Genomic DNA, 24,377 nt, shown 5'->3' on the forward strand with positions numbered 1-24,377 from the left:
TAATGGTTAATATTTTTAGAAAACAACAAAATATTCTTTATGTTTCTCCAACCTATAGTTCAGGTTCGAAGGAGCGCATGCTCTTAAGAGATAGTATTTTGTTAAAAGAAATTGGCCATAATATCTTCATTTACTGCTTAAAAGACTCGTTCTTGCATAGAGAGTGTAAAAAGGCCGGGATCGATTGTATTTTCCATACAGGTACAACTAAGTTAAGAGTTTGGAATTGGTATAAGCTTTCAAAACTTAGAGGAATAATAAAGCGTTACGATATTAATATCGTTCACTGCTATCAATTAAATTTCTTATGGCCGCTGGCCTCGTTCTTAAGAAAGAGAAATTTAACAGCACTCTTTTTCACAATTAATTTTGAAGTGAGTAAATTCTATAAACAGTTTTGGTATCGTCGCCTGATAGGAAGAATTGATCTGATCTTTATTCCTTTTAGGGAGATGATTGATTCAATTAATACTCATATGGATGTGCCTGTACGTAAGATTTATTCTTCTGGCCTTGGTGTTGATAAGATTAACTTTGAGAAAAAATATACTTTTGATGAGGAAAACTTAATTCACCTTTCTTGTTGGGTTAATGATCACGAAGTTGAGTTAAATGATCTCTCAGTTTGCTTAGAGGCTTTATGGGCCTTGAATTTAGACAATGAGCTACCTAAGAGATTTAAGCTGCATATCTTCTCAAATCGAAAGTGGGAGAGAAATATCCTTTATAATCCGATAAAGGATAGAATTGCAGAGTATAAACTTGAAAATTACGTTGAATTTCATGAGCACGATAATATTTATGAAGTACGCTCTGATATCTGGATTTCGTACACGTCAAAATCTCCAATTGAAGACTACGCACTGCTGGCAATCCTTAAAGGAATTCCTACTGCTGTTCCGCGCAATGCTACGACGGAGGAACTTCATCGAATCTATCACGGCTCTCTTGCGACTTACCGTCAAGGTGATGCACGTGAGTTGAGGACTAGAGTTAAAGATATCGTCCAAAATAATACTAAGTATAAGGAATCATGTCTTAAGTCTCGTGATGAGCTATGGAATGAGCATGGTATCGATGGTTATAAATATAACCTATTTAAACTGTACGAAAAGCACCTGAACAAACGCCTAAGGTTCTATAATTAATAAGTTTTTATTGTTGACGTAGGGCCCCAAAAAACTTAAGATGCGCAAAATCAAAAAATTGTAAGTTGTCTTCAGTAGAAGAGATTTACACTAAGGGTTTCCCTTAGAATCAAAAAATATAAGGAATATTGATTGGACACAGTTAATAATCCTTCCATGAGGTAAATTATGACAGATTTAAACAATCTAAAACAATCTTGGATGCAAGGTTACGAAGTTGTTCTTGGTGAAGACATCGAGACAAGAGATGAAACAGAGTTTTCGAAACTACTAGATTCGACAGAAACTCCAACATTTACAGAAGGTGAAGTTTTCAAAGGTAAAATTGTTAACATCTCACCAGATTACGTACTTGTTGACATTGGATACAAGCAAGAAGGTCTTGTTCCAAAAAGAGAATTCACTAACTACGATGGTTCTCTAAAAGTTGCACTTGGTGACGAAATTGAAGTTTATCTTGATAAACTAGAGTCTCACCTAGGTAACCTAGTTCTTTCAATGGACAAAGCTCAAATCCTTAAAGCTTGGGATAAAATTTCTGAAGCATGTGAAGACGGTACTCCAGTTACTGGTACAGTTGTAGCAAAAGTTAAGGGTGGTCTATCTGTTGATATCGGTGTTAAGGCTTTCTTACCTGGTTCACAAATTGATGTTAGACCAACTAGAAACCTTGATAAATTCATCGGTAAAAAGATGGAATTCAAAGTTATCAAGTTTAACAAGAAACGTGGAAACATCGTTCTTTCAAGAAGAGCAATTCTTGCTGAAGAAAGAGGTAAACTACGTGGTGAAGTTCTTTCTCAAATTGAAGAAGGAATGGTTGTTAAGGGTATCGTTAAAAACATCACTGATTACGGTGCATTCATCGATCTAGGTGGAATTGACGGTCTTCTACACATCACTGATATGTCATGGGGACGTGTTAAGCACCCATCAAATATCCTTACTCTTGGTGACGAAATCGAAGTTAAGATCCTTAAGTTTGATAAAGAAAAAGAAAGAGTTTCTCTTGGTCTTAAGCAAGTTCAAGAAAACCCTTGGGAAGCTGCTCAAGATAAGTATGTTGCAGGAACAAAAGTTAAAGGTGAAATCGTATCTGTTAAAGATTACGGTATCTTCATCGAGCTTGATGACGGAATCGAAGGTCTAATCCACGTTTCTGAAATGTCTTGGACAAACTCTATCAAGAACCCAACTAAGCACTTCACTGTAGGTGAAATCGTTGAAGCACAGGTTCTAGAAGTAGACGTAGAAAACAAGAGAATTTCTCTTGGTATCAAGCAACTTCAAGAAAACCCATGGGATGCTCTAGAAGCTAAGTTCCCTGTAGGTTCAAAAGTTACTGGTAAAGTTAAATCAATCGTTGAATTTGGTATCTTCGTTGACCTTGGTGAAGAAGTAGATGCTCTAATTCACGTATCTGATTTCTCTTGGACTAAGAAAAATATCAACCTAAACGATGATTACAAAGTTGGTGATGAGATTGAAGCTGCTGTAGTTTCAGTTGATAAAGAGAACCAAAAATTCTGTCTAGGTGTTAAGCAACTTAAAGAAGATCCTTGGAAGAAAATTGAAACAAGACTTCCAGTTGGTACAATCGTTGAAGCTCAAATCGTTAGAGTAACTGATTTTGGTGCTTTCGTTGAACTTGAAACTGGTATCGAAGGTCTAGTTCACATTTCTGAACTATCTGAAGATAGAGTTGAGAAGCCAGAAGACGTAGTTAAGAAAGGTGACGTAGTTAAAGCTATGGTTATCTCTCTAGATAAAGATGCGAAGAAAATCGCTCTTTCTATGAAGTCTGCTCTAAACTCTGATACTCAGGGAATGCAACAAGAAGTAGTTAAGTCTGCGACTCTTGGTGACGTTCTTAAAGGTTTCAACCTTGGAAATGACGAGTAATCTACTACTTAAGTAGTTGATTATACGAGGCCACCCCTAGGGTGGCCTTTTTTATGTCCAGGATGGACGGTATGTCCGCGAAGGCAGGAGCCGAGAGCGGACGCATGCCCGCGGACGCATGTCCAGGATGGAATTTATATTTATTCTTTCTTCAAACTCAGTTCTCCGTTAAAATATATTTATGCACAAAATCACAAAAAATAACTCTGGCTTTACCCTGCTTGAGATTGTTATGGCAGCAGGCCTTTTAGCAATTATAGCACTTGGATTCGCTCGTTTCATGAAGACTCAAATGAAGTCGACAAAGACTGCAATTAATCAAACAGAGTTAAATAACTACGCTAATGCAATTAAGGCCTATATGGCAAAGCCTGGGATTTGTAAAAGGTCTCTAGGAAAGCTTGGGGTGATAGAGAATGATCTCATTCTTGAAGAGATAGTTAGACCTGATGGTAAGGCAAAGTACACGATAGGAGATAAGGTTAACGGAACGAATTTCGTTCTTTCTTCAATGTATATTTCGAACTTCTATGTGAACAAGGTAGAAGGACAAGACTTTCACCGTGCGGAATTAAAATTAAATTTAGAACTTAATCGTATGAATAATAATGCTTATGGTGGAAAGACGATTATTAAGCGATTTGAGGTTGATCTATTTGTGAATGATTCAAATCGAGTAGAGGACTGCGGGGTTCTGGGTGGAATATATTTACCAAAGATACCTTTTATGAATACTTCTTCGAGTTCCTCAACTGCAGAAGCAACTAGTGGTTCAGATTCAAACCCTAGCGAGAGTGAATCTAGTCAAGAGTCAGTAAATAACGATCTTTCGAAAAAGACTGATTACGATAAGGTCTTTGAGGAATCAATCAACGAAGCGGCCCAGAAAACTGGTCAATCACTGTCACAAGAAGATATTAGTAAGGCCGTAAAAAATAATCCTGAACTTCAAAAGGCAATGGAATCTTTAAAATCTCTTCAAGAGAATACAAAGAAGATGGAAGCTCTTCTAAATGAAGAACTTTGATCTTAATTTATTGATGAACCTTTCCATCTGGAAGACAAATTGAGCACCCTCCATCTTCTTCATCGATATGAGAGGCAATTTCTTCATCCAGCATTTCCTTAAGCTTTTCAACTGTTTCACTTGAGGCACCGAGAGATTCAATAAGAGTTTGCGAGACTGAAGGGATAACTAGCTTAATATCAAGGCCCATTTCTTCCAGCTCTTCAGATTTTTGATAAGCACGATCTGCGTCTTCCATTGAAAACTCATATAAGGTAGAATTGGATAGGTTATCAATAATTTTAATGCGGCTAGACATGTGGACTCCCATTACTCTTATTGATTAAATGTAACATACGAAGGCTTAATCGTGAAAATTAAAAAACTATTCTTTTTATCTAATAACCAAATGATGATTACTGCTATCGAGGCCTTAGGTAGGGAAGTCGGTGGAGATTTCTTCACGCTATCTAATGAAGAAGAGGCCTTTCATTTTATCAGAGATATTGTGCCTGAAGTCATCCTTGTGGATCTTTCGACAATCACGGCCGATACAATTGGAAAAATCGAATCAGAGTTTTGCCAAAATATCCCTGTTGTTCAACTTGTGACGAAGGGTGAAGAGGGTGCTCAGCGTGTTATAGAGGCACCGTTAGATATTGCAAATTTACTTTCTAACCTCGATCGTATTTGTGGAGACTTTAATGGAGAGGGATGAGTTTTACATGTATCTTGGCCTTGCCATTATAATTCTCGTAATCATAGGAACATACTATTGGCGATTTCATTCTTAAAAAATATATTCAAAGGAAAAACTATGTCTAAGATTCGTTGTGCTCACATTCTTGTTGATCAAGAATATGAAGCGAAAGATTTATTAAAAAAGCTTGAAGATGGAAAAACTTTTGAAGAACTTGCAAAAGATTTTTCTAATTGTCCTTCTGGGCAACAAGGTGGAGACCTTGGAGAGTTTGGAAAAGGGATGATGGTGGCACCATTTGAAAAAGCTGCGTTTGCACTAGAAGTTGGAGAGCTCTCTCCAATCGTTCGCACGCAATTTGGTTACCACCTAATTAAGAGAATCTCTTAAGACTTCTACTTCTGTTCTGGGCACTTGCTGTCCAGAACTAGTATTTGCCCTTCCTTATCATTTAATACTAAACAAGAACTTTTCTCATCTTTGATATTCTTAATGATTTCATTGTGAATGGCCATGCAATGTCCATATCCTGGAAGAGTGAAAATATCGTGTCCACGTGTGCTATATAGGTTTAGGCCATTGATAAAACCCTGACAGTCGAGAATGACCTTATCGTAGTTCTTATTTTTGATTGAGAACATGAAGTCCATATCTGTTTTAAAATAAGCTTCAACGTCGATTGTTTTAACTGCTGAAAAGGCAGACCAAGATAGCATAGATAGTAGTGTTGCGAGTATGATTTTGTTCATACTCGCTCATCGGAATAGTAAAATTTAAATTTAATTTTTTACTTAGACTTCGTCTAGTTCGTCTAGAAGGGGATCGTGAGGTCCGAGTTCAAACTTTTGTAACCCTAATGGATTATAAATAAAGTCAGGTACTCTAACTTGATAGTAGATCCCTTTTTCGTGATTACTTGTTTTAATGACGTTTGTTTTTGAAACCACAATTGAGTGTGCGGCCCCTGCATCATATGGAATAAAGAGATCGTAATTATTCTGCTTTTCTAAAAAGAAGTTAACGATGTATTCACGAAGGTTATCAATTTCATCAGTATTAAAACTAGAGATCACAAAGCTATTAGGATGTTTTCTCTTGATGATAGTTTCAGTAATCTTATCATTTAACTTATCTTTCTTATTGAAGACAATGAAGCGCTCTTTATCAGCAAGTCCAAGTTCACTTAGTACATTATTTGTAACTTCAAGATGCTTTTCGTAATTAGGATCACTAATATCACAAGCGATTATTAGAAGGTCCGCTTCTAGGGCAGATTCAAGAGTTGTCTTGAAACCATCAATAAGAGTGTTTGGAAGGTTTGATAAGAAACCTACCGTATCAATAAGGATCATCGGCGGCTTTGTATCTGGGTTTAACATCCTAAATGTCGAATCAAGAGTCGCAAATAGCTTATCTTCTTCTAAGACGTTTACGCGGCAAAGACGATTCATAAGAGACGACTTCCCAGCATTTGTATAACCAACAAGGGCCGTTGTAATGGCCTTTTTTGAGCGTTTCTTCTTTTGCTCAATACGAGATTTTTCAACCTCTTTAAGCTCTTTCTTATAAAACTCGATACGCTCGCGAATGATACGACGGTCAAGCTCGATCTGCTGTTCACCCTCTCCACCACGGACACCAATACCACCTTTTTGACGGCCAAGGTGAGACCAGAAACCGGCCAGGCGAGGAAGGATATATTGCAGACGTGAGATTTCAATTTGAATACGTGCTTCTTTTGTACGGGCGTGCTCAGAGAAGATCTCAAGAATAATATGGCAACGGTCAACAACCGACATTCCTGTTAGCTTTTTGATATTTCTAATTTGTGAAGATGTAAGCTCGCAGTCAAAAACAAGAAGAGTCGAGCCTTCAGCTTTTGCATCCATTGCGATTTCTTCAAGCTTTCCTGTTCCTAAGATTGTTCCAGGATCAACAGTCTTCTTATTTTGAATATACTGTTCACCTGTTTCAATATCCAGTGTACGCATTAGTTCTCTAAGCTCTCCAAGTGAACGGAGAGTGTCTTTTTCTGTCGCATGTTCTTTAAACTTTGGACAAACTAAAGAAACAAGAGAGGCCTTTGCCTCACGTGAAATAAAAAATTCATTATCAAGCATAAGTAATTTCCACTAATCTGTTATCGATAAGGCGAGTAGGTTTACTTCCTACAAAGTATGCACCAGCGATAACAACTTCTTTTGTATTTGATTCAACATCTTCTAAATTAGTACTATCAAGTACTTCAAGATAATCCCAATTTGAATCTTTTAAAGTTTCCTCAAGGATTTCGTTAAGCTGAGCCTGTGCTTCAACCCATGTCGTTCTTGCTAGAAGATTTTCTAGTTCATTTAATTTATTTGGAAGAATAAGAGCAAATTCTTTTTCTTCACTTGTCAGGTAGCCATTTCGTGATGAAAGGGCAAGGCCACTTTCTTCGCGTTTAATTGGCACTGTTTTAATTTCAAGTTCAAGATTTAAGTCATGGGCCATTTTCCTAATGACACAAACTTGTTGATAATCTTTCTGACCAAAGAAAGCCTGGCTTGGTTTAATTAGTGTGAAGAGTTGATAAACAACAGTTGTCACACCACTAAAGTGCGTCGGACGACTTTGTCCACATAGCTTTTGCGTAATACCATCAACTGATACCGTCGTGTTAAAGCCTGCTGGATAAACTTCACTATTATCTTTTGGTAGGAAAACTAATATATCAGCGGCACGATTACCTGCCGTTTCCTTGATTAGGTCAAGGTCTTGTTCTGGTGTTCGAGGGTAGCTATCCAGATCTTCATTTTCTCCAAATTGCTTTGGGTTTACAAAGATTGTGACAACAACTTTATCACAGGTTTCAAGAGCGTTTGTTAGAAGGCTCATGTGACCTGCGTGTAGATTTCCCATTGTTGCAACAAGGCCAAGAGAGTCGTGTGAGACTTCTTTCATTGCTGCAATTAAATCTGATCGCGTTTGAATTAACTTCAAGCTTTAATCCTTTTAAATATTTCTTTTGCTAACTCGATTTTTGATAGCTCACCAGTAAAGGCAATTACGCCATCGTTAAGGATTGTGTAGTAAGCTTCATTATTACCAAAGCCCTTTCGTGAACTCTTACAAAGGCCACTGTCGACATGAGTTCCGATTAAGAGTTTCGTTGGCTTACGATTATATTTTGATTCTAAGACTTCTTTAGAAAGATCTGTTTCAGCAGCAAATCCGACAATAATTTGATTCTCTAACTTATTGGCAACAACATGAGCAAGAACATCTTGGGCCTTTTCAAATTCTAAACTAGAAGATAGGGCTTCCTTCTTTAGTTTACCTTCTGCTGTCTTAAATTTTAGATCACTAATGGCGGCCGTTGAAATATAAGTATCAAATTGATTTTCAAGCGCAAGAACTGCTTCATACATTTCATCCGTTGTGCGAACTGAAATGATTTTAACTCCTGGAAGGCTTTTTAAAAATTGAAATTCTGGACATGAGTTTTGTCCTAGTAGAATTGTCGTTTGATATCCTAAGCGAAGAGATTCTTTTGCAATTTCATAACCTGTTTTACCAGATGATGGATTTGTTACAAAACGTACAGGATCAATTGGAGCAACAGTTGCTCCCGCTGTAATAACAACTCGTTTTGATGATTCATTTATTGATGGGTTGATAGCATCAAAATTGGCCAGGACCTCTTCAACTGCTGGAATTTTTCCCGCACCGACATCACCACATGCGAGTTCACCAGAAGCTGGTGGGTAGATAAAGATATTACTTTGCTTATTCAGCCTCTCAAGTAGGTCAATATTTTCTTGAGTGATTGGATTCGTCCACATTGACGTATTCATGGCAGGATAAATAATCGTTTGAAACTTATCCCATCCTGCTAAAAAGATTGATGTTAGTAGATCATCGGCCTTACCCATGGCAAGATTGGCAATTGTATTAGCACTGGCCGGATAAATATGAAGTGAGTCTGCCCACTTTGCTAGCTCAATATGAAGAACAGATTTTGTTTCGACACTTCCACTAAAGTCAGATTGCGCGCTATAGACTTGGGCGGCACCAAGGTAAGTATAGAGGTCAGCATGAACAAATTTCGTTGCTCCACTTGTTAAAATAACCTTTACCTCGTGACCTTTCTTTACCAGCCCTCTTACAAACTCAATTGATTTATAAGCGGAAACTGAGCCACATACACCTACTAATATTTTCATATATTTAACTTTCTGGTTGTTAATACTATGTGTCTATCTTATATATGTTTTTAAGGATTTAGGCCATTGAATTTGAAATATCTGAAGGTATTCGGAAGGCCTGTGTAATAAGTAACAAAGGTAAGTTTATGAAATTTGGTAAGTTCTCAATCATCTCACAACGTGACGTACAAGCACTGGGAGATACACTAGAACTAATCTACATAAATTACGATCATATCGTGTCAATGAAGCCAATTAATATCGTTATTGAAGGTGATGTTAAGGAAGGTTATTGGCTACGACTTTCTAATGGCAAGAAGTATCGCGCTATCGAAATTCCAGCAAATTTTAAAAAGAACTTTGTAGGTTAAAGTAGACTAAAGAGAGCATGATGAATTAGTTCGCTCTGGATTTCACCACAATCTTTTAATTTATGAGAATCACCACCAGTTAAAATGACTCTGTGTTGATTATATTTTTTCACTTGGGAAATAATCATCTCAAGATAGGCCATGTAGGCATGTGAGATGGCCTGTTCTGTATTAGTCATATCATTTATATCGATTTCACTTAGTAGGGGAAGATTCGCTGAAAATTCTGGGTATGATTTTAAGTAATTTGCCAGTCCTAAAAAGATCGGGCCACCAAGATGTTTTCCATGATCAATTTCATCAAATGTGATGAAGCTTCCTGTATCGACGAGTAGAAGTTTTTCGTTCGGAAAATTCTTTTGTAGGTAATGGGAAATTACCTTGCGATCAATACCTAGCTTATTTGGATCGTAAGTCGTTTTAAAATCCCTAATAAGATCATTCGCATTCTCTGCTCTTTCAGGCAGTAAGTCTGTTATTTCTTTTGAGACATTAGAATAGATAATTGGAGCACTCTCTTCAAATTTAAAACTAAAATCTGAGATATTTAATTTTTTAACATCTCTTAGAATGCTATCTTTAAAAACACCTATTTTTAAGAAAGTGTTTCCACTATCAATGGTGTAGGTCTGCATCGTCTGAATTATCCGCTTTTTTACTTTTAAGAATATATTCACTAATGAGTTTTAGTTTTTGTTCGTAGAAGTTAGCAATTGGCTTACAAAAATTTGGATACTTTCCAGGTCCCATCTTCAAGAGATCATTAATCACAAGAACTTGCCCATCTGTATTTTTTCCGGCTCCAATTCCAATTGTTGGAATTGAAAGCTCTCTTGTAATAATTGTCGCAATCTCATCAGTGACACATTCAAGAACAACTGAAAAACAACCAGCTTCTTCTAAAAGTTTTGCTTCGGCAAGTAGTCTTGCTTTATCCGAATCATCCTTACCGTGAGTATAGTAACCACCTTGCTCATGAACGCTTTGAGGCGTTAGACCAATATGGCCCATAACAGGAATCCCTGATTGAGTAAGTCTTTTGATGATATCTAATTGGTGAGGGTAGGCACCTTCAAGCTTAAGTGCTTCAGCTTGAGTTTCTTGAAATAGCTTTGTGGCATTTTCAAGGGCCTTATCAAAAGTTGTATATGAACCAAAAGGCATATCAACAATAACAAATTTATTTGGAGCACCTCTTCTTACTGCTGCACCAAAAATGGACATTTCTGTTAGGCTAACTTGAACAGTCGTATCATAACCAAGAACAACATTACCAAGGCTGTCGCCCACAAGAATCATATCAAGCTCAGTTTCATTTAACATTTGAGCTGTTTGATAATCGTAACAAGTAAGAACTTGTAGTGACTTTCCTGTTGCAGAAAGTTTTGATTTTCTAATTTTGCGAGTTGTTAGCTTCTTCATTCCCGTGAACCAATTTCTTTCCAAAGCTATTATAAACCTTGGTGATTTCTAAGTTATTCCACTCACTTATAACCTGAGAGAGCTGCTTTTGGAAATCAGTATGAAGAATTTCACGGGCAAAAGAGCCGTTTTCGATATTTTTATAGATTTTATTGAGCTTGTTCTGATACTCATCATCAAAAATCAGTGACTTGGCCATTTCTCCACCCATAAAGGCATTTGGAGAGATGAGCTTCATAAACTCGGTTGGGCCAAATTTTATCATGGCGTCAGCTATGAGTTTAACCTCATGCCAACATTCGATATAAGCAATCTCTGGAGTGTGACCTTTTGCAATCAGGGTTTCAAATGACAGCCTTGCAGCTTGGGGAATGACTGAGCATAGGATTGATTGCTCAGAAAAGAGATCACAAATAGTTTCTTCTTCGAAGCTTGCGACAATTGGGCCAACACTAATGCCTAAATCTTTTGATAGCTTTAGAAGTTTCTCATCTTCACAATTAACAACAGCAGTTAAGGGCGCATTTGTTTCGTAACCAAAGCGTAGTTCACTTGCAATAGCTTTTGGCGCCAAGAGAAAGTGCTCATGTGAAGGAATCTTTGATCGTAGGTCTTGGTACATAACACTATAGCCATGACCGTAAACTAATCTTTGCTTAAAATTCGTATCAGAGAATTGAAGAGAAGTTAAGATTTCTTCATGTGTATCATCTGGTGTTAGGATGATGATAAATTCATAATTAGCAATTTTCGAATTATTGATATCAATTGTTGGAAACCCCATCTTATTTGCAAGGGCGATTGAGCTGCTACCTTGGCGCAAGCCTATAGTGACTGATCGAGCAGAATCTCTTAGGTTAAGTGACCATGATTTTGCTTGAGAGCCAAAGCCAATAATTAAAATATCATTAGAAATATTATCGCTACTATTTTTCATCATAAAAATTAGATATCATGGATTGAAACAATAAGGGAAGTTATGGCACAGGAAGTAATCTATTTTTCTAAAAAAGGCTTAACAGCACGTGATGCATTAATTAATGAGGGAAATCTCTGGGGGAATTCTTTTTTTACAACAATACTTGTTAAAGAGGGAAAGGCGATTTTTTGGGATCAGCATCGTGAAAGATTAGAGAAGTCTTTTCAATATTGTTGGCCTAATGATTTTAGTAAATCTTTAATTGATGAAGTCCAATTGGCCACAGCTAAAATTCTTGATGAGTTTACTTCTATTGCTCATGCTTATCTAAGAATTACATTCTATCGTGAACTATCTGGAAAAATTCAATATTGGATTTGGACGGTAGAAAAATCGCAATTAACGAGTGCCTTAAAGATTATGTCTCGTTGCTATTATCCTGATCGAAACTTTCCCGACTTTTTAAAGCGCAGTAATTACCAATTTCAATTTCAATTGAGAAAAGAGTGTTTGGCCCAAGGTTATGATGACGTTCTCTTGCTTGATTCTGAATCATATATATTAGAGCTACCTACAGCTAATATTATTTTTAAGAGAGGGGATGAGTATATTACTCCCATTGCTGAGTTTGGTGTTCTTGATGGAATTTCCCTTGAGAGAATTAAGTTTATGCTAGAGAAATTAGGACGTCCGCTAAAAGAGATGCGCGTTCATGCAGCAGAACTACATGAATTTGAAAGTTGTTTTTCTACAAGTTCATTTAATGGCATAAGGCATATTTCAAGTATAGATGAAGTAGCTTATAATGAAGATACACAAATTAAGAAGTTAGTTAACGAGTTTTACGGAGAAATTTGGTGACAAAAGTGTTGAAGGTTAAATGCCCTGAATGCTCAAAAGAGTTTAATTATTATTCAAGTGAATTTCGTCCATTTTGTAGTGAGAAATGTAAAATGGTTGATTTAGGAATGTGGCTTACTGAAAATTATACAGTCGCAAGTAATGAGCCATTATCTGAAAGTGATTTAGAGGCCGTAATTAGAAAGAGACAGGATGAAGAAGATTACTAAGAGTGAACTTATTGCCATTGAAGGTGAGTTGATTAGAATTGCTCGTGGAGCTGGAAGAATTTTAAAACCTTATCAAAAAGATCTTTCAAATTTATCGATTAGTTATAAAGATGCTCAAGGCGCAGTCTCAGCAGCAGATCATGCTTCTGAGGGATATATTATAGATCAGCTCTATAAACTACATTCAGATATTCCTGTATTGGCCGAAGAAGACTTCTATCACAAGTACCAAGGTGATTATAAGCATCTTAAGGAATACCAAGATAGCGACTACCTTTGGGTTATTGACCCCCTTGATGGTACAAATAATTTTGTCCACGGCCTGGAACATTACTGTGTTTGTCTTTCGCTAACTTATAAACTTCAACCGGTTGTTGGGGTAATTTATATCCCTGAAAAAGGTGAGTTTTATTGTGCTACAAAAGGCAATGGAGCATATCTTATGAAGGGCAAAGAAAAGACTCAACTAAAAAAAACGCGCTCAAGAGATCGTGGTTTTCTATTAGCAACTGGCTTTGCCACAGAGAAGGGAAAGCCATTTAATGATGAGTTCAAAAAATTTAAAAAAGTCATGGTTAATATCTCTGCTGTTCGCAGACTTGGCTCAGCGGCCATCGATCTTTGTTATGTGGCCCGTGGAATCTTTGATGGCTTTTGGGAGAAGGGGCTGGCCCCATGGGACGTAGCCGCTGGAAAAATAATTTGTTCAGAAGCTGGTGCAAAAGTAACAGAGTATAATGGTCATGATCATAATATCTTCTCAGAGACAATTATTGTAGGCAGAAATCCCCTTTATGAGAAACTAAATGAAATGGTTTCTGATTAAAAAGCTCGGCCAAACACCTACTTTATAGGTTCATTTTTGCTATTTTTTCATATCTTTTAAATAGCGCTGATTATGTTAAAATAATCAAAGGTTTATATATTAAAAGGATTAAAAAGTGACGAATTCTATCACGAGATTATCAAGAGAAATGATGTACGTTAGTGACAACGTTTTTTATATTTTATTCTCTATTCTTATACTTTTAATTTGTATCATCGTCGTTTATTGGTTTTATACAAGAAAACGTATGCAGGAGTTACAACATCAAATTCCAGCAAATGTTCTAAAGAGCTATCTAGACTCAGTTATTCAAAACTCGAATGCTCTTAAGTCATCTCTTTTTAGAGGCGGTGGATTAGATACAGGAGAGGGGATTCCTTCTGTAGTTCCTGGGGGAAGTCTTCCAACAGGTAATGTTGATGGTGCACAGCTTGCAAGTAAGAATGCAGAAATTGCTGCACTAAATGGACAAATTGCAAATAAGGATTCTCTAATTAGAGACCTTGAAGCACAACTTAATGTTGTTGAGCAATCGGGTTCTAATTCTGATTCAGCTCAAATTATAACAAATCTAAATTCTGAAATTGCACAGTTAAAAGCACAAGTTGAAACTTTAAAAACTGCTAGTGCCACGGCCGGTGATAGTAGTGCTGAAGTATCAGCTCTAGCTTCTGAAAGAGATGAGCTTCAAGCTAGACTTAAAGAATATGAAATGATTGAAGGTGATCTTGCTGACCTTAGAAAGTTTAAGCAAGAAAATGAACAACTTAAAGCGCAATTAGCGGATTCTGGAGCAGCTCCAGTAATGCAAGAGCCTACTGAACCTTCAGAGCCTGAGATTGACTTAACTCCAGAAGCCGAACCTGAGGTTGATCTTTCTCCTGAGCCAGATGAATTTACTTCTCCTGAGGAAGAGCCAGTCGAAGCACCAGGGCCAGTTGAAATTCCTGAACCTGAGACGCTGATGGAAGAAGCTCCTGAGGTTTTCGAAGAATCTTTTGATGAACCGACAATGGATGCAGCCCCTGAACCAATTGAAGAAGCAGAGGCACCTGCTCCTGCGCCAGTGGCCGATGTTGCTGCTGAGAAAGCGCCTGATAATGAATCAGCTGAGCAAAAATCTGCAGAAGAACTTTTAAGTGAATTTGAGAAAATGCTAGGTTAGAATTAATTACTAAAATCTTATAAGTTTATTTGGACAAGGATGTCTTTTGAAAAAACTACTTCTTATTGCAACATTAATTGTTAGTTTTAACTCGTACTCTGCTGTTAATCACAAGGCACATCAAGCTGTCTTAACGCAGAAGCTAGAAAGACAATTCAAGTACAATCTAAAGTCTGCTGAAATGGATAAGCTTAAACAGCAAGTATTAAAGCTTAAAGGAAAGTCAGTAGCGGCACTTATCAATGTAATGAAGAACGAAAAGTATCCAGAGAAAAATCGTTGGATGGCCACTTTCTTACTTGGTAGAGTTATGGGAAAGAAATCAGCTCCATTTATTTCTAAGTTTGCGAAGCATCCTAACTGGGTTATGAGAATGGCCGCTCTAAAATCATTATTAGCTTTAAATCAAACAGATTATAAGGATGTTTATAAGCAATCTCTAAAAGACAATTCTCTAATTGTTCGCTATCAAGCACTAGAGAATGTTAAGAAGTTAAACCTTACAGACCTCGCTCCAAATATTTGGGCCATGCTATATGATAAGAGAAACTATCATATCAATGAAAAACTTAAATCAACAAAGAGGGCCCATATTGTAAAAGAAATTATTACTACAATAGGTGATCTTAAGTTTGAAAAAGCTAAGAAACCTCTTCTATCAATGATTCAAAAAGAAAAATATTCTGATATTCACAGTGAAATCTCTGATACATTAGAGAAGATTACTGGTAGAAAAGCGCCAAACGGTAACTTAAAAGAGAAGAAACGTTTCTGGTCTAAAATTTCTCAAGCGGCAGTAGTTATCCGCTAGTATTCAAAATGATTAATCTGAAATGATGGGTGATGAAACTTAAAGGCATGTCCTTTAGGTTTTATCACAACGATCTCTTTCTCTTCGATATGAGTTTTCTTCTGAGCATCTAAAACACCAATGAATTGCTTTAATTCAATTTGAGAAGGTGTATTAGGAATTGAAGTGAAAATGATATTGAGTTGTTCACCATAATTCTTTGAAAAGAAGTAATGGCTTAAGCTATCTTTAATTAGATTTTTATTCTTAGACTTTAAAATTCTTTCCTCTAGTGTGCCATCAACGAGATGGTTAATGGCCTCGAGGATTTGAGCAGAACTTTCTTGTTGCTCGTCATAGAGACAGATGACTGCGCCAACTTTTTCATTTATTAATGTGAAGAGTTCGTGCTTTAGTGCCATTTTATTGTGCTTTACTTACCTTATCTAGGATTCCGTTAACAAAGCTTTTAGATTCTTCTTTCCCATAGCTCTTTACAAGGTTGATGTACTCATTGATTGCAGCATTATTTGGAGTATCTTCAAACTTAATCTCATAAGTTCCAAGGCAAATAATTGCTCTTTCAATTGCATCTACTGAATCAAAGCTTCTTTTTAGAATATAAGCTGATGCTGTTTCTTTGATTTCAGGAAAGTTCTTGATAACACCTGTAATTAGTTTATTACCAAAGCTTTGTACGCTTGGGTTGATATCATTATCATGGTGCTCTTCGTCTTCTTTCATGTATGATTCTTCAAACATTTCAATATCGGCCTTAAGCTTTCCAATATCATCTTTATATTCTTCAAGTTCTGTTTTGAAGTCTTTTAAAAATAATTTGTAGATAAATTTAAAAGCAAAACGACGTGCTGCTGACTTATTGTTGAATGCTTGGTTTTTCACTAGTTGAATCCTTATTTAATAAAAACTTTTCTTTTAAATTTCCAAATTGACCGATGCTCTTTTGTAAACTTTCGATGAAGCCATCGATGTCTTTAAAGTTCCAATAGAATGAAGCATATCTAACGTAGGCAACAGGGTCTAGCTCGTAAAGCTTTTCCATAACAACTTCACCAACAATTTTCGCAGGAACTTCGATATTGTTCATTTGCGATAGAGTCATCTCAACATCATCAATTAATCGGTTGATTTGTGCCGTAGTTAAAGGTCTTTTTTGACAGGCCTTATTGATCCCTTTCGAAATTTTTTCGCGGTTATATGGCTCTCGTCTTTTGTCATTCTTTACAAGTGCCGGAACTTGAAGCTGAAGCTTCTCATAAGTCGTATAACGAAAGTCACAATTTAGACATGCCCTGCGACGACGAACAGCAAGTCCATCTGACAGATGTCTGGAATCAATAACTTTTGTGTTAGGTGTTTGGCAACTTGGGCAATACATATCTATTTTTAGCATAATATGAATGCATTGCATATTCCCATTTTTACGGTGTGAATATTTATTGAAGAGAAGAGAGCTTTCTGAAATTATCCTCAAGGTCTTCCATTACTTCGTTTCCATCATGGTAGAGAAGAACCGTGAAAAAGTCTTGTTGTTCTCCTGTGCGCTGTGTAATTTTATATGGAGCAACAGCTTCTTGTTTGTACATGTGGGACTTATCCCACTTAATCTGAGGAAAGGATTCAAAGACTAACTGCGCAAATGAAATGCGACTTGTATCTGAAGGGTCCATCTTGTAATCATATGGCTTACCTATATTACTTAGGGCCAGAACAATTCCTTGAGTTGTTTCATGATAAGATAATTTTCTTTTTCGAATTACAGCAAGGTCGTCTTGATTATAGATCGATTCGATACTTTTTAGTTTGATGCCTTCTCTTGTTGTTGTAATAAAGTTGAGGTTCTTAGATTGAATCTCATTACGATACTTAATAATGAGAGGATGCTTAGATAATCCAAGCTTAACGATTTCATCCCAAGAACCAATCCAGATTCCAACATTATCCCAAAAGCGATCGACGACAGCGTTATTAAAGCTATTCTTATTATGAGTAAAAATAATGTCCATTGGTTTAAGTTGATAAACTAAATGGTCTTTTTCTGTTTTTCCTAAATAGGTAACTTGACCACCTGTTAAATTTTCAAATTTGATAGCTTTATTAAAGTAGCCTACATAGTAAGTCTTATCTTTAAGTGCCATCGATGAGATTGTATTTTGAAGTGAAGAAGTAATTTCATTCCATCTTTTCTTTTTATTATAGCTCTTAATCAATTCATTATAGACAAGCGTCTCTTCAATAAGTGGATTGATATAATAAGAAATTCTTGTTTTATTTTTAACTTCTTCAAATATTTTTATATCACGATAAATTGCGGCCATCTTTGCTAGTCTCCTATGAGAAGGGGACTTAACAAGCTTGTTGACAAGGTTGTTGTGATAATTTTCAAGCTCTTTTTGAAGAGTAATATCTTTTTCACTTTTTATTGCTTCACGAATTTTATTCTTTAATAGTAAGTGATTTTCATAGATTGCAATATTTGCGATAAAACCAATTTTTATGGCCTTTATAATTTCGGCACCTTTTATGTCATAAGGATTAATGATTGCGTAGTCGATATCTCTTTCTTGTCTTTTAAGCTTTCGTTTTCCCTCAAAATATATTTCTCGTCTTTGCTCAACTAGTGTCGTTTGATTAGTTCGTATTTCAAAACGTGTTGTTGGATCTGTTACCCACGAAATATTTTTTAAAAATGTATTTAGCTCAGAAGTTATTTTTTGATTCGAATCAAAATACGGTGAAATAAATTTTAGAGAACTCTGATTATTTTTCTTTTGTGCTTTTGCAAAGTCCATTCGCCACACAAGATTTTTTTCAACGGCTTCCTGAAGTTCATAGATAACTTCTTTGCTGATCTTGAACTTAGATGGATTGTAGTCTGGTGTTGTTGAAGCGATATAGCGAGATACTGCAGCAGAGTACTGATCATAGGCCATTTCTATTTGATCGACAGTAGAAGCACAAGACGATAACAAAGTTGAAACTAAAATGACTGAAATAAATTTCGAATGAAAATTCCTCACAATATCCCCACAAACTAAATCTCATTTAGTTATCGGCTAATTTAAGAAATTTTATTAATATTAGAGGATAGTAGGCTACTATCCTCTATAAAGTATTGAAATTAGTAGACAGGAAATTCTTTGCAAAGCTTTTCAACTTGCGACTTGATGTCCTTAAGAGCGGCTTCATTCTCAGCATTTTTTAGGGCCTCGACAATCCAAGTTCCTATTTGCTTCATCTGCTCTTCACCCATTCCACGAGTTGTAAGTGCAGGTGTTCCGAGACGAATCCCACTCGTTACAAATGGAGATCTTGTATCCCCTGGAATCATATTCTTATTACAAGTAATTCCTGCTTCTTCTAAAGCCTTTTCCGCAACTTTACCTGTAACGCCTGCTGGATCAGTTTTCATAAGGATTAGATGATTATCTGTACCACCTGAAACAATTTCCATTCCTAGCTCAATTAGCTGTTTAGCTAATGCTTGAGCGTTTGTAATAACTTGCTTTTGATATTCCTTATATTGTGGATCAAGAGCTTCTTTAAAAGATACCGCTTTCGCAGCAATAACGTGCTCAAGAGGTCCACCTTGAATTCCCGGGAAAACGTTGAAGTTTATCTTCTTTGCAAGTTCTTCATCGTTTGTCAGGATAATACCACCACGTGGTCCACGTAATGTTTTATGTGTAGTAGACGTTACAATATGCGCGTGAGGAAATGGTGAAGGGTGAAGGCCTGCAGCAACAAGGCCAGCGATATGGGCCATATCAACCATTAAGTAAGCACCAACTTCATCAGCTATTTCTCTGAACTTAGCGAAGTCAATTGTTCTTGGATATGCAGATGCACCAGCTACGATTACCTTTGGTTGGTGTTCTTTAGCAGCTCTTCTTACATCATCGTAATCAATCATTTCTGTTTCAGGATTTAATCCATAAAACTTTACATCAAAATATTTTCCAGAGAAGTTTACCGGTGAACCGTGAGTTAGGTGGCCACCTTCTGATAGATCCATCCCAAGAATTTTGTCTCCTGGAGCAATGATTGAAAAGTATGCGGCCATATTTGCGCTTGAACCTGAGTGAGGTTGTACGTTTGCAAATTTACATCCAAACAATTCACATAGACGATTAATTGCAAGCTGTTCAACTGAGTCAACAACTTCGCACCCACCGTAGTAGCGCTTGTTAGGTAAACCTTCGGCATACTTATTTGTAAGTACTGAACCTTGTGCTTCCATTACTGCAAGTGAAGTATAGTTTTCAGAAGCAATTAATTCTAATCCTTCTTCTTGTCTCGCTAGTTCTTTTTTTGTTAATGAGAAAATTTCCTCATCCATTTTTTCTAGGCTATTGGCGTTTTTATGAAACATTCTTTATCCTTCAATTTTCTTCAGTACTAATGAAGAGTTAGTCGACCCAAAACCAAATGAGTTATTAAGGGCGTATTTAATATCTTTCTTAACTGCCTTATTAGGAGTGTAGTTAAGATCACATTTAGGGTCTTGATTGTCGATGTTAATCGTTGGTGGAATAATCCCGTGGTGAAGAGCTAGAGCTGTAAAGACAGTCTCAACACCACCAGCAGCACCTAAAAGGTGACCAGTCATTGACTTAGTTGAAGATACATTTATTTTCTTTGCATGCTCTTCTCCTAGTACTCTTTTAATTGCACCAGTTTCTGCAACATCTCCAAGTGGAGTTGATGTTCCGTGAGCATTTACGTAATCAATATCTTCTGGAGAAATACCTGCATCTTCGATAGCTTTTTTCATACAACCGTAAGCACCATCACCTTCTGGATGTGGAGCTGTAATATGGTGAGCATCTGAAGTTGCACCGTGACCTACGATTTCTGCATAGATCTTAGCTCCTCTCTTAACTGCACTTTCATATTCTTCAAGAATTAGAACTCCAGCACCTTCACCCATTACAAAACCATCACGATCAATATCAAATGGACGAGAAGCTTTAGTAGGCTCATCAACGCGCTTTGAAAATGCTTTCATATTGATGAATCCACCCATACCTAGGTTACAGATAACAGCTTCAGCTCCACCTGTAATCATGAGGTCATGACGGCCAGAACGAATCTCTTCTACCGCATTTGAAATAGCGTGGCACGAAGATGCACATGCAGATGAAACAGTGTAGTTAACACCCATGAATCCATGTCTAATACTTAAAACACCAGTTGCCATATTTGGAATAATCGCCGGGATGAAAAAAGGTGAGATACGACGTGGCCCACGCTCGACAAATGTCCTTGCTGTTTCTTCTGTAATTGGGAAACCACCAATACCAACTCCAAGGATTGCACCAACTTTGTACTTATCGAAATCCTCTAGGTTTGCACCTGAGTCTTTTAGGGCCTCTTCAGTTGCGTGAAGTGCAAAGTGAATGAAGCGGTCATATTTTTTCGCTTCACGAGCTTCCATGATATTTTCATCTAATTCGAAGTTTTTAACTTCACCAGCAATTTTGATTGCTAGATCTGGAATAGGGAAGCTTTCAGCTTCTGAGATTCCTGATCTTCCTTCGATTAGTCCATTCCAAACATCTTGTGTGTTGTGACCTAATCCACAAATTGTTCCAAGGCCTGTGATAACAACACGTTTATTACTTCTGTTACTCATATATATTCCTTTATCTTCCTTTATTTTTTATTCAATTCTTCTAAGTTTTTTTCCTAGTATTTGATAATTTTGCAGGCATTTTGACAAGGCGTAGAGGGTCTTAATTTTTACGCTTTTCAAGGATTACTGTTTAATATTTAACGCAATTTCAATAGGTTGAACGCTATATCTATTTTTATCATTAATAACTTAATATTTTTAACGACTTATACGATAAGACTGCCATGAAAAAGATTAACCTATTAATTTTATCAATTTTATCTGTTTACACTTTTGGCGCAAAGGTTTCCGTTGAATTTGCCAATGATATGCGCTTTGACAGCTGTAATGCTCCCGCAGAAGTTCCGGTTGTCATTTGTGAAGATGGTGACTCGCAGGTCGTTCTTCAGCGAAATCAAAGTGGTCACCTATTTGGGATTTATCGCAATGGAAGCACCAAGGAAACTGAGCTTTTTCCTGTTAGGACGATTAGCGATGGAAAAGAAATTATTTTTCATAATGCCAATAGTAAGCAATTTGTTTCTCAAAGAGCAGTACAAGAATTTGATACACCGGCCGCTCGTATCCAAGCAATGGATGAGGCCCAAAAATCTATCTTCTCACTTATTAGAAATATTGATCCTTCCCAAGAAGAAATTAGGGATAGCCTACAGAATATCTTAGAAGGTGTTGAAGACGATATTGAAAATCAAAATGAAAAGGTGACTCAAGCATACACAAAGATGTGGGTCCAAGATAATAATAACAAAAATCATCAGTGTGAGATGGCCACTAAGTGTACTATTAAAAAGTGTGGCGATAATCACTACATAATCTTTGATCCAGCTCGTAATGTGTATATGCCTATCAATTACTCTCGCGATACGAGAGGTAATGCTCAGTTCACTAAGAACGATAGTTATATCAAGTATGCTCGTACTCTTGGTGGTGCTGTTATTGAGAGAAATGAAGAGTATGAGAAGTCACGTCTTACTGTTCAAAGAAAGGCACCTGAAGCGATGGGGCACAACTCCACAACTTTCTTCAGCATGCAGGATGCTGGATTTAGCGACTACCTAAAAACAGTTCTTCCTCATTGTCCAAAAGAGATTCAGGGAGATATTATCGGCCTTGGAAGGCAATCGGTGCGCGAAAGAGATAATTTAGACTTCGTTCATCTTGTTGATGTCGTAAACGGAAATATCAATAGCCAGTATATCAATCGCCAGTTCTTACCAAAGAATAGCTGTCGCGATGGTGATAGTTACTATGCTGCTGATTCATATGAAAAAGTTCAAGACTATCGTCCACGTGCTAGTGGTGTTATCTCGATTCAAAAAGCAAATGAGCTTTTTAAGAAGGCCCGTGCAATGGAAGGGATGGCCTGGCAGTACGTACAAGACGGATGCTATGCTCGTTCAGAACTTATGGTTAATATGTTTGAAGAAGAAGGTGTTATCGCAGATAAGGCCTGGGCATCAGGAAAACTTAAAATTCCTAATCAGCAATATCCTTACTGGAGTTATCATACGGCACCTGTTGTTTATGTTGATAATGGAAGAGGCGGAGTTTCAAAGATGATCATTGATCCTGCTATTGCTTCAAAACCGATTCATGTTAATGAGTGGCTAGAGACAATGGGAGCAGATGCTTCTAAGGTCGATCATGTGGGGTTTCCTCCAAGTTTAGATGCTGTGAGTGTAGGTAAGACTGCTTTTGGAATTGCTAGTAGGGAATCATATCACCCGCAAACTGCGGCCAATATGATGAGCCGTGAAGCAAGATCAAAGGCAGCTAAGGAACTACTAGCAAATTATGAGAAGAGAATTCTTTAGGAATAAGTAAAATGAAAAAAATAATTCTTTGTACATTACTAAGCTTTGTATCTACTTATGCAGCCAATCTGGCCACATCACAATACCATGTCTCAACTTTTAAGTTAGAGAAAGATGAAATTACTGTTAGCTTCGTGGAGAGTGCTCCCTTTTACCGAGCGAGTAAAAAAGATGCGAAGTGCTTTCAAAAGGCAATTAAATCAAAAGAGAAGGTTGAGATTAAGTACAATTACAAAACTTTTCAAATACAAAGCTGTAAAAATTTATAAAAAGAAAGCCTGCTATAAGCAGGCTTTTTTTATCTAAGAATTATTTTTTGATTATTGCTTAGACTCTAGGTACTTAACTACGTCTTGAACAGACTTAAGTCCTTCTGCATCTTCTTCTGGAATTTGAATATCAAATTCATCTTCCATCTTCATCATAAGTTCAACGATGTCTAGTGAGTCTAGGTTTAGATCGTCTACGAATGAAGTTGTTGCATTGATTTTTGCGATATCGATTTTTGTTTGATCCGCTACTAGTTGAATTACTTTTTGTTCCATATTTGTCTCCTAATAAATATATTAAGTTATAAACTCAATTTCTCTCTCTTATATAAAAATTTAATTTTAGTATATTAATATTTTTCTAGATATAAAGTCCACCGTCAATTTTAATAACTTCACCAGTAATATATCCTGACGCTTGGCTAAGTAGGAAGCAAACTAGGTTTGATACATCTTCCGTTGACCCAAAGCGTGAAGTTGGAATTGAAGCTATATAAGCTTCTTTCGCCTTTTCTTCAAGAGCATCAGTCATATCCGTTTCAATAAATCCTGGACAGATAGCGTTACAACGAATGTTGCGACTAGCTAATTCTTTGGCAATTGATTTTGTTGCACCAATAAGCCCTGCTTTAGAAGCTGCATAAGCTGTTTGAGAAACGTTACCCATTAAACCAACAACTGAGCTCATATTAACAATTGATACATTTTCAGCTTTTAAGAATCCACGTGAACAGATACTTGTTAGCATGATAGCACCTTTAAGGTTTGTATCGATAACTGCGTCTAGGTCAGCCTTTCTCGTTCTAAGCAGAAGAGTGTCTTTTGAAACACCCGCATTATTTACAAGACCTTCAACTGGACCAAATTCCTTAACAAAGTCATTTACTGCCGTCTTCATTTGCTCTTCATTATTTAGATCGAACATTAGGCCAGTTACATTTGAAGCACCAAGCGCTTTAAGTTGCGACTCAACTTCTTTAGCAACATCTTCTTTTCCTTCACGGTAGTTGAAGATAACGTGTGCGCCTTGAGAAGCAAGTGATTTAGCGATATCTAGTCCGATACCACGGCTTGCTCCCGTTATTAAAACTTTCTTGTTCTTTAAATCGTTATAAGTTGCAATCATATTTGC

At 36.8% G+C, this 24,377-nt stretch carries 29 protein-coding genes; 13 read left to right on the top strand and 16 right to left on the bottom strand.

Features of this window, described 5'->3' with window-relative positions; translation table 11 throughout:
• Positions 1–2: 2 nt before the first annotated feature.
• The 3 genes from ACMAWV_RS11425 (at position 3) to ACMAWV_RS11435 (ending at position 4,077) form a co-directional block, all read left to right on the top strand.
• Positions 3–1,148 (top strand): hypothetical protein, encoded by a 1,146-nt coding sequence (locus ACMAWV_RS11425; protein WP_103217803.1) that lies wholly within the window; start codon positions 3–5, stop codon positions 1,146–1,148.
• 168 nt (positions 1,149–1,316) lie between these two features.
• Complete coding sequence (locus ACMAWV_RS11430) at positions 1,317–3,050, top strand: 30S ribosomal protein S1 (RefSeq protein WP_103217804.1); 1,734 nt, start codon at positions 1,317–1,319, stop codon at positions 3,048–3,050.
• A gap of 181 nt (positions 3,051–3,231) precedes the next feature.
• Positions 3,232–4,077: a prepilin-type N-terminal cleavage/methylation domain-containing protein gene (locus tag ACMAWV_RS11435; RefSeq protein ID WP_412470345.1), complete on the top strand. Its 846-nt coding sequence runs from the start codon at positions 3,232–3,234 to the stop codon at positions 4,075–4,077.
• 7 nt (positions 4,078–4,084) lie between these two features.
• Here the strand turns inward: ACMAWV_RS11435 and ACMAWV_RS11440 are convergent, their stop codons facing one another.
• Positions 4,085–4,315: a hypothetical protein gene (locus tag ACMAWV_RS11440; protein ID WP_103217806.1), complete on the bottom strand. Its 231-nt coding sequence runs from the start codon at positions 4,313–4,315 to the stop codon at positions 4,085–4,087.
• A gap of 111 nt (positions 4,316–4,426) precedes the next feature.
• Between ACMAWV_RS11440 and ACMAWV_RS11445 the strand changes: the two genes are divergently transcribed.
• Together ACMAWV_RS11445 and ACMAWV_RS11450 are read left to right on the top strand one after the other, a co-directional pair.
• Positions 4,427–4,774: a hypothetical protein gene (locus tag ACMAWV_RS11445; RefSeq protein ID WP_103217807.1), complete on the top strand. Its 348-nt coding sequence runs from the start codon at positions 4,427–4,429 to the stop codon at positions 4,772–4,774.
• 99 nt (positions 4,775–4,873) lie between these two features.
• A complete protein-coding gene (locus ACMAWV_RS11450) occupies positions 4,874–5,146 on the top strand; it encodes a peptidylprolyl isomerase (RefSeq protein ID WP_103217808.1) in 273 nt (90 codons plus the stop codon).
• A gap of 5 nt (positions 5,147–5,151) precedes the next feature.
• On the opposite strand, the gene ACMAWV_RS11455 is transcribed toward ACMAWV_RS11450, so the two are convergent.
• Genes ACMAWV_RS11455 through coaBC form a run of 4 tightly spaced genes read right to left on the bottom strand, consistent with a single transcriptional unit; the run spans position 5,152 to position 8,961 of the window.
• Positions 5,152–5,505, bottom strand: coding sequence for a hypothetical protein (locus ACMAWV_RS11455; RefSeq protein ID WP_412470344.1), 354 nt, complete (start codon positions 5,503–5,505; stop codon positions 5,152–5,154).
• 42 nt (positions 5,506–5,547) lie between these two features.
• Entirely contained in the window at positions 5,548–6,876 is a 1,329-nt protein-coding gene (gene hflX / locus ACMAWV_RS11460) for a GTPase HflX (RefSeq protein WP_103217810.1), read from the bottom strand.
• Positions 6,869–7,738 carry a pantoate--beta-alanine ligase gene (panC, locus tag ACMAWV_RS11465; protein ID WP_103217811.1) on the bottom strand — a complete coding sequence of 290 codons (870 nt, stop codon included), beginning with the start codon at positions 7,736–7,738 and terminating at the stop codon, positions 6,869–6,871. The genes hflX and panC overlap by 8 nt, the downstream gene beginning before the upstream one ends.
• On the bottom strand, positions 7,735–8,961 hold the full coding sequence (gene coaBC / locus ACMAWV_RS11470; RefSeq protein ID WP_412463415.1) for a bifunctional phosphopantothenoylcysteine decarboxylase/phosphopantothenate--cysteine ligase CoaBC: 1,227 nt from the start codon (positions 8,959–8,961) through the stop codon (positions 7,735–7,737). Before coaBC ends, panC begins: the two co-directional genes overlap by 4 nt.
• Positions 8,962–9,089: 128 nt before the next feature.
• Here coaBC and ACMAWV_RS11475 point away from each other — a divergent pair, with 128 nt between their 5' ends.
• Positions 9,090–9,314, top strand: coding sequence for a hypothetical protein (locus ACMAWV_RS11475; RefSeq protein WP_103217813.1), 225 nt, complete (start codon positions 9,090–9,092; stop codon positions 9,312–9,314).
• Here the strand turns inward: ACMAWV_RS11475 and ACMAWV_RS11480 are convergent.
• The 3 genes from ACMAWV_RS11480 to ACMAWV_RS11490 are packed head-to-tail and all read right to left on the bottom strand — an operon-like array spanning position 9,311 to position 11,676.
• Positions 9,311–9,949 carry a type III pantothenate kinase gene (locus ACMAWV_RS11480; RefSeq protein ID WP_103217814.1) on the bottom strand — a complete coding sequence of 213 codons (639 nt, stop codon included), beginning with the start codon at positions 9,947–9,949 and terminating at the stop codon, positions 9,311–9,313. The two genes, ACMAWV_RS11475 and ACMAWV_RS11480, sit on opposite strands and share 4 nt — an antisense overlap.
• Positions 9,930–10,736: a 3-methyl-2-oxobutanoate hydroxymethyltransferase gene (panB, locus tag ACMAWV_RS11485; RefSeq protein ID WP_412470343.1), complete on the bottom strand. Its 807-nt coding sequence runs from the start codon at positions 10,734–10,736 to the stop codon at positions 9,930–9,932. The genes ACMAWV_RS11480 and panB overlap by 20 nt, the downstream gene beginning before the upstream one ends.
• Complete coding sequence (locus ACMAWV_RS11490; protein ID WP_412475808.1) at positions 10,708–11,676, bottom strand: hypothetical protein; 969 nt, start codon at positions 11,674–11,676, stop codon at positions 10,708–10,710. Before ACMAWV_RS11490 ends, panB begins: the two co-directional genes overlap by 29 nt.
• A gap of 39 nt (positions 11,677–11,715) precedes the next feature.
• Here ACMAWV_RS11490 and ACMAWV_RS11495 point away from each other — a divergent pair, with 39 nt between their 5' ends.
• From ACMAWV_RS11495 to ACMAWV_RS11515, 5 genes are all read left to right on the top strand, one after another.
• Positions 11,716–12,516: an aminotransferase class IV gene (locus ACMAWV_RS11495; protein WP_412470341.1), complete on the top strand. Its 801-nt coding sequence runs from the start codon at positions 11,716–11,718 to the stop codon at positions 12,514–12,516.
• 5 nt (positions 12,517–12,521) lie between these two features.
• Positions 12,522–12,725: a DNA gyrase inhibitor YacG gene (locus ACMAWV_RS11500; RefSeq protein ID WP_199177538.1), complete on the top strand. Its 204-nt coding sequence runs from the start codon at positions 12,522–12,524 to the stop codon at positions 12,723–12,725.
• Positions 12,709–13,551 carry an inositol monophosphatase family protein gene (locus ACMAWV_RS11505; protein WP_103217818.1) on the top strand — a complete coding sequence of 281 codons (843 nt, stop codon included), beginning with the start codon at positions 12,709–12,711 and terminating at the stop codon, positions 13,549–13,551. Before ACMAWV_RS11500 ends, ACMAWV_RS11505 begins: the two co-directional genes overlap by 17 nt.
• 115 nt (positions 13,552–13,666) lie before the next feature.
• Positions 13,667–14,716 carry a hypothetical protein gene (locus tag ACMAWV_RS11510; protein ID WP_412470340.1) on the top strand — a complete coding sequence of 350 codons (1,050 nt, stop codon included), beginning with the start codon at positions 13,667–13,669 and terminating at the stop codon, positions 14,714–14,716.
• A 46-nt stretch (positions 14,717–14,762) separates the two neighbouring features.
• Complete coding sequence (locus ACMAWV_RS11515; RefSeq protein ID WP_103217820.1) at positions 14,763–15,527, top strand: HEAT repeat domain-containing protein; 765 nt, start codon at positions 14,763–14,765, stop codon at positions 15,525–15,527.
• On the opposite strand, the gene ACMAWV_RS11520 is transcribed toward ACMAWV_RS11515, so the two are convergent.
• The 6 genes from ACMAWV_RS11520 to fabF form a co-directional block, all read right to left on the bottom strand.
• Positions 15,524–15,928 carry a hypothetical protein gene (locus ACMAWV_RS11520; RefSeq protein WP_103217821.1) on the bottom strand — a complete coding sequence of 135 codons (405 nt, stop codon included), beginning with the start codon at positions 15,926–15,928 and terminating at the stop codon, positions 15,524–15,526. The two genes, ACMAWV_RS11515 and ACMAWV_RS11520, sit on opposite strands and share 4 nt — an antisense overlap.
• Position 15,929: 1 nt before the next feature.
• On the bottom strand, positions 15,930–16,409 hold the full coding sequence (gene nusB / locus ACMAWV_RS11525) for a transcription antitermination factor NusB (protein ID WP_158246856.1): 480 nt from the start codon (positions 16,407–16,409) through the stop codon (positions 15,930–15,932).
• The gene (gene nrdR / locus ACMAWV_RS11530; RefSeq protein ID WP_021268241.1) at positions 16,384–16,920 is read right to left on the bottom strand and encodes a transcriptional regulator NrdR; all 537 of its coding nucleotides are present in this window, start codon (positions 16,918–16,920) and stop codon (positions 16,384–16,386) included. The genes nusB and nrdR overlap by 26 nt, the downstream gene beginning before the upstream one ends.
• 43 nt (positions 16,921–16,963) lie before the next feature.
• The gene (locus ACMAWV_RS11535; RefSeq protein ID WP_103217823.1) at positions 16,964–18,547 is read right to left on the bottom strand and encodes a YiiX/YebB-like N1pC/P60 family cysteine hydrolase; all 1,584 of its coding nucleotides are present in this window, start codon (positions 18,545–18,547) and stop codon (positions 16,964–16,966) included.
• Between the two features lie 101 nt (positions 18,548–18,648).
• Positions 18,649–19,899 (bottom strand): serine hydroxymethyltransferase, encoded by a 1,251-nt coding sequence (glyA, locus tag ACMAWV_RS11540; RefSeq protein WP_103217824.1) that lies wholly within the window; start codon positions 19,897–19,899, stop codon positions 18,649–18,651.
• 3 nt (positions 19,900–19,902) lie between these two features.
• Complete coding sequence (gene fabF, locus ACMAWV_RS11545) at positions 19,903–21,162, bottom strand: beta-ketoacyl-ACP synthase II (RefSeq protein ID WP_103217825.1); 1,260 nt, start codon at positions 21,160–21,162, stop codon at positions 19,903–19,905.
• A gap of 224 nt (positions 21,163–21,386) precedes the next feature.
• On the opposite strand from fabF, the gene ACMAWV_RS11550 reads away from it, so the two are divergent.
• Together ACMAWV_RS11550 and ACMAWV_RS11555 are read left to right on the top strand one after the other, a co-directional pair.
• On the top strand, positions 21,387–22,976 hold the full coding sequence (locus ACMAWV_RS11550; RefSeq protein ID WP_393057236.1) for a protein-glutamine glutaminase family protein: 1,590 nt from the start codon (positions 21,387–21,389) through the stop codon (positions 22,974–22,976).
• Positions 22,977–22,987: 11 nt separating this feature from the next.
• Positions 22,988–23,245, top strand: a complete 258-nt coding sequence (locus ACMAWV_RS11555; protein WP_412470339.1) for a hypothetical protein — start codon at positions 22,988–22,990, stop codon at positions 23,243–23,245.
• Between the two features lie 51 nt (positions 23,246–23,296).
• On the opposite strand, the gene acpP is transcribed toward ACMAWV_RS11555, so the two are convergent.
• Entirely contained in the window at positions 23,297–23,521 is a 225-nt protein-coding gene (acpP, locus tag ACMAWV_RS11560) for an acyl carrier protein (RefSeq protein WP_021268262.1), read from the bottom strand.
• A gap of 85 nt (positions 23,522–23,606) precedes the next feature.
• Complete coding sequence (gene fabG / locus ACMAWV_RS11565; protein ID WP_233189709.1) at positions 23,607–24,371, bottom strand: 3-oxoacyl-ACP reductase FabG; 765 nt, start codon at positions 24,369–24,371, stop codon at positions 23,607–23,609.
• Positions 24,372–24,377: the final 6 nt, after the last annotated feature.

The organism is Halobacteriovorax sp. RT-1-1 (genome assembly GCF_047085455.1).
GTDB lineage: Bacteria > Bdellovibrionota > Bacteriovoracia > Bacteriovoracales > Bacteriovoracaceae > Halobacteriovorax_A.

Coding starts and splice junctions, on each gene's coding strand:
- ACMAWV_RS11450 (WP_103217808.1), top strand. CDS start 4,874: ATGTCTAAGATTCGTTGTGCTCACATTCTTGTTGATCAAGAATATGAA.
- ACMAWV_RS11520 (WP_103217821.1), bottom strand. CDS start 15,928: ATGGCACTAAAGCACGAACTCTTCACATTAATAAATGAAAAAGTTGGC.
- ACMAWV_RS11435 (WP_412470345.1), top strand. CDS start 3,232: ATGCACAAAATCACAAAAAATAACTCTGGCTTTACCCTGCTTGAGATT.
- ACMAWV_RS11455 (WP_412470344.1), bottom strand. CDS start 5,505: ATGAACAAAATCATACTCGCAACACTACTATCTATGCTATCTTGGTCT.
- fabF (WP_103217825.1), bottom strand. CDS start 21,162: ATGAGTAACAGAAGTAATAAACGTGTTGTTATCACAGGCCTTGGAACA.
- panB (WP_412470343.1), bottom strand. CDS start 10,736: ATGAAGAAGCTAACAACTCGCAAAATTAGAAAATCAAAACTTTCTGCA.
- ACMAWV_RS11425 (WP_103217803.1), top strand. CDS start 3: ATGGTTAATATTTTTAGAAAACAACAAAATATTCTTTATGTTTCTCCA.
- coaBC (WP_412463415.1), bottom strand. CDS start 8,961: ATGAAAATATTAGTAGGTGTATGTGGCTCAGTTTCCGCTTATAAATCA.
- fabG (WP_233189709.1), bottom strand. CDS start 24,371: ATGATTGCAACTTATAACGATTTAAAGAACAAGAAAGTTTTAATAACG.
- ACMAWV_RS11505 (WP_103217818.1), top strand. CDS start 12,709: ATGAAGAAGATTACTAAGAGTGAACTTATTGCCATTGAAGGTGAGTTG.
- ACMAWV_RS11550 (WP_393057236.1), top strand. CDS start 21,387: ATGAAAAAGATTAACCTATTAATTTTATCAATTTTATCTGTTTACACT.
- acpP (WP_021268262.1), bottom strand. CDS start 23,521: ATGGAACAAAAAGTAATTCAACTAGTAGCGGATCAAACAAAAATCGAT.
- ACMAWV_RS11480 (WP_103217814.1), bottom strand. CDS start 9,949: ATGCAGACCTACACCATTGATAGTGGAAACACTTTCTTAAAAATAGGT.
- ACMAWV_RS11430 (WP_103217804.1), top strand. CDS start 1,317: ATGACAGATTTAAACAATCTAAAACAATCTTGGATGCAAGGTTACGAA.
- hflX (WP_103217810.1), bottom strand. CDS start 6,876: ATGCTTGATAATGAATTTTTTATTTCACGTGAGGCAAAGGCCTCTCTT.
- ACMAWV_RS11490 (WP_412475808.1), bottom strand. CDS start 11,676: ATGATGAAAAATAGTAGCGATAATATTTCTAATGATATTTTAATTATT.
- ACMAWV_RS11475 (WP_103217813.1), top strand. CDS start 9,090: ATGAAATTTGGTAAGTTCTCAATCATCTCACAACGTGACGTACAAGCA.
- ACMAWV_RS11440 (WP_103217806.1), bottom strand. CDS start 4,315: ATGGAAGACGCAGATCGTGCTTATCAAAAATCTGAAGAGCTGGAAGAA.
- glyA (WP_103217824.1), bottom strand. CDS start 19,899: ATGTTTCATAAAAACGCCAATAGCCTAGAAAAAATGGATGAGGAAATT.
- nrdR (WP_021268241.1), bottom strand. CDS start 16,920: ATGCTAAAAATAGATATGTATTGCCCAAGTTGCCAAACACCTAACACA.
- ACMAWV_RS11495 (WP_412470341.1), top strand. CDS start 11,716: ATGGCACAGGAAGTAATCTATTTTTCTAAAAAAGGCTTAACAGCACGT.
- ACMAWV_RS11555 (WP_412470339.1), top strand. CDS start 22,988: ATGAAAAAAATAATTCTTTGTACATTACTAAGCTTTGTATCTACTTAT.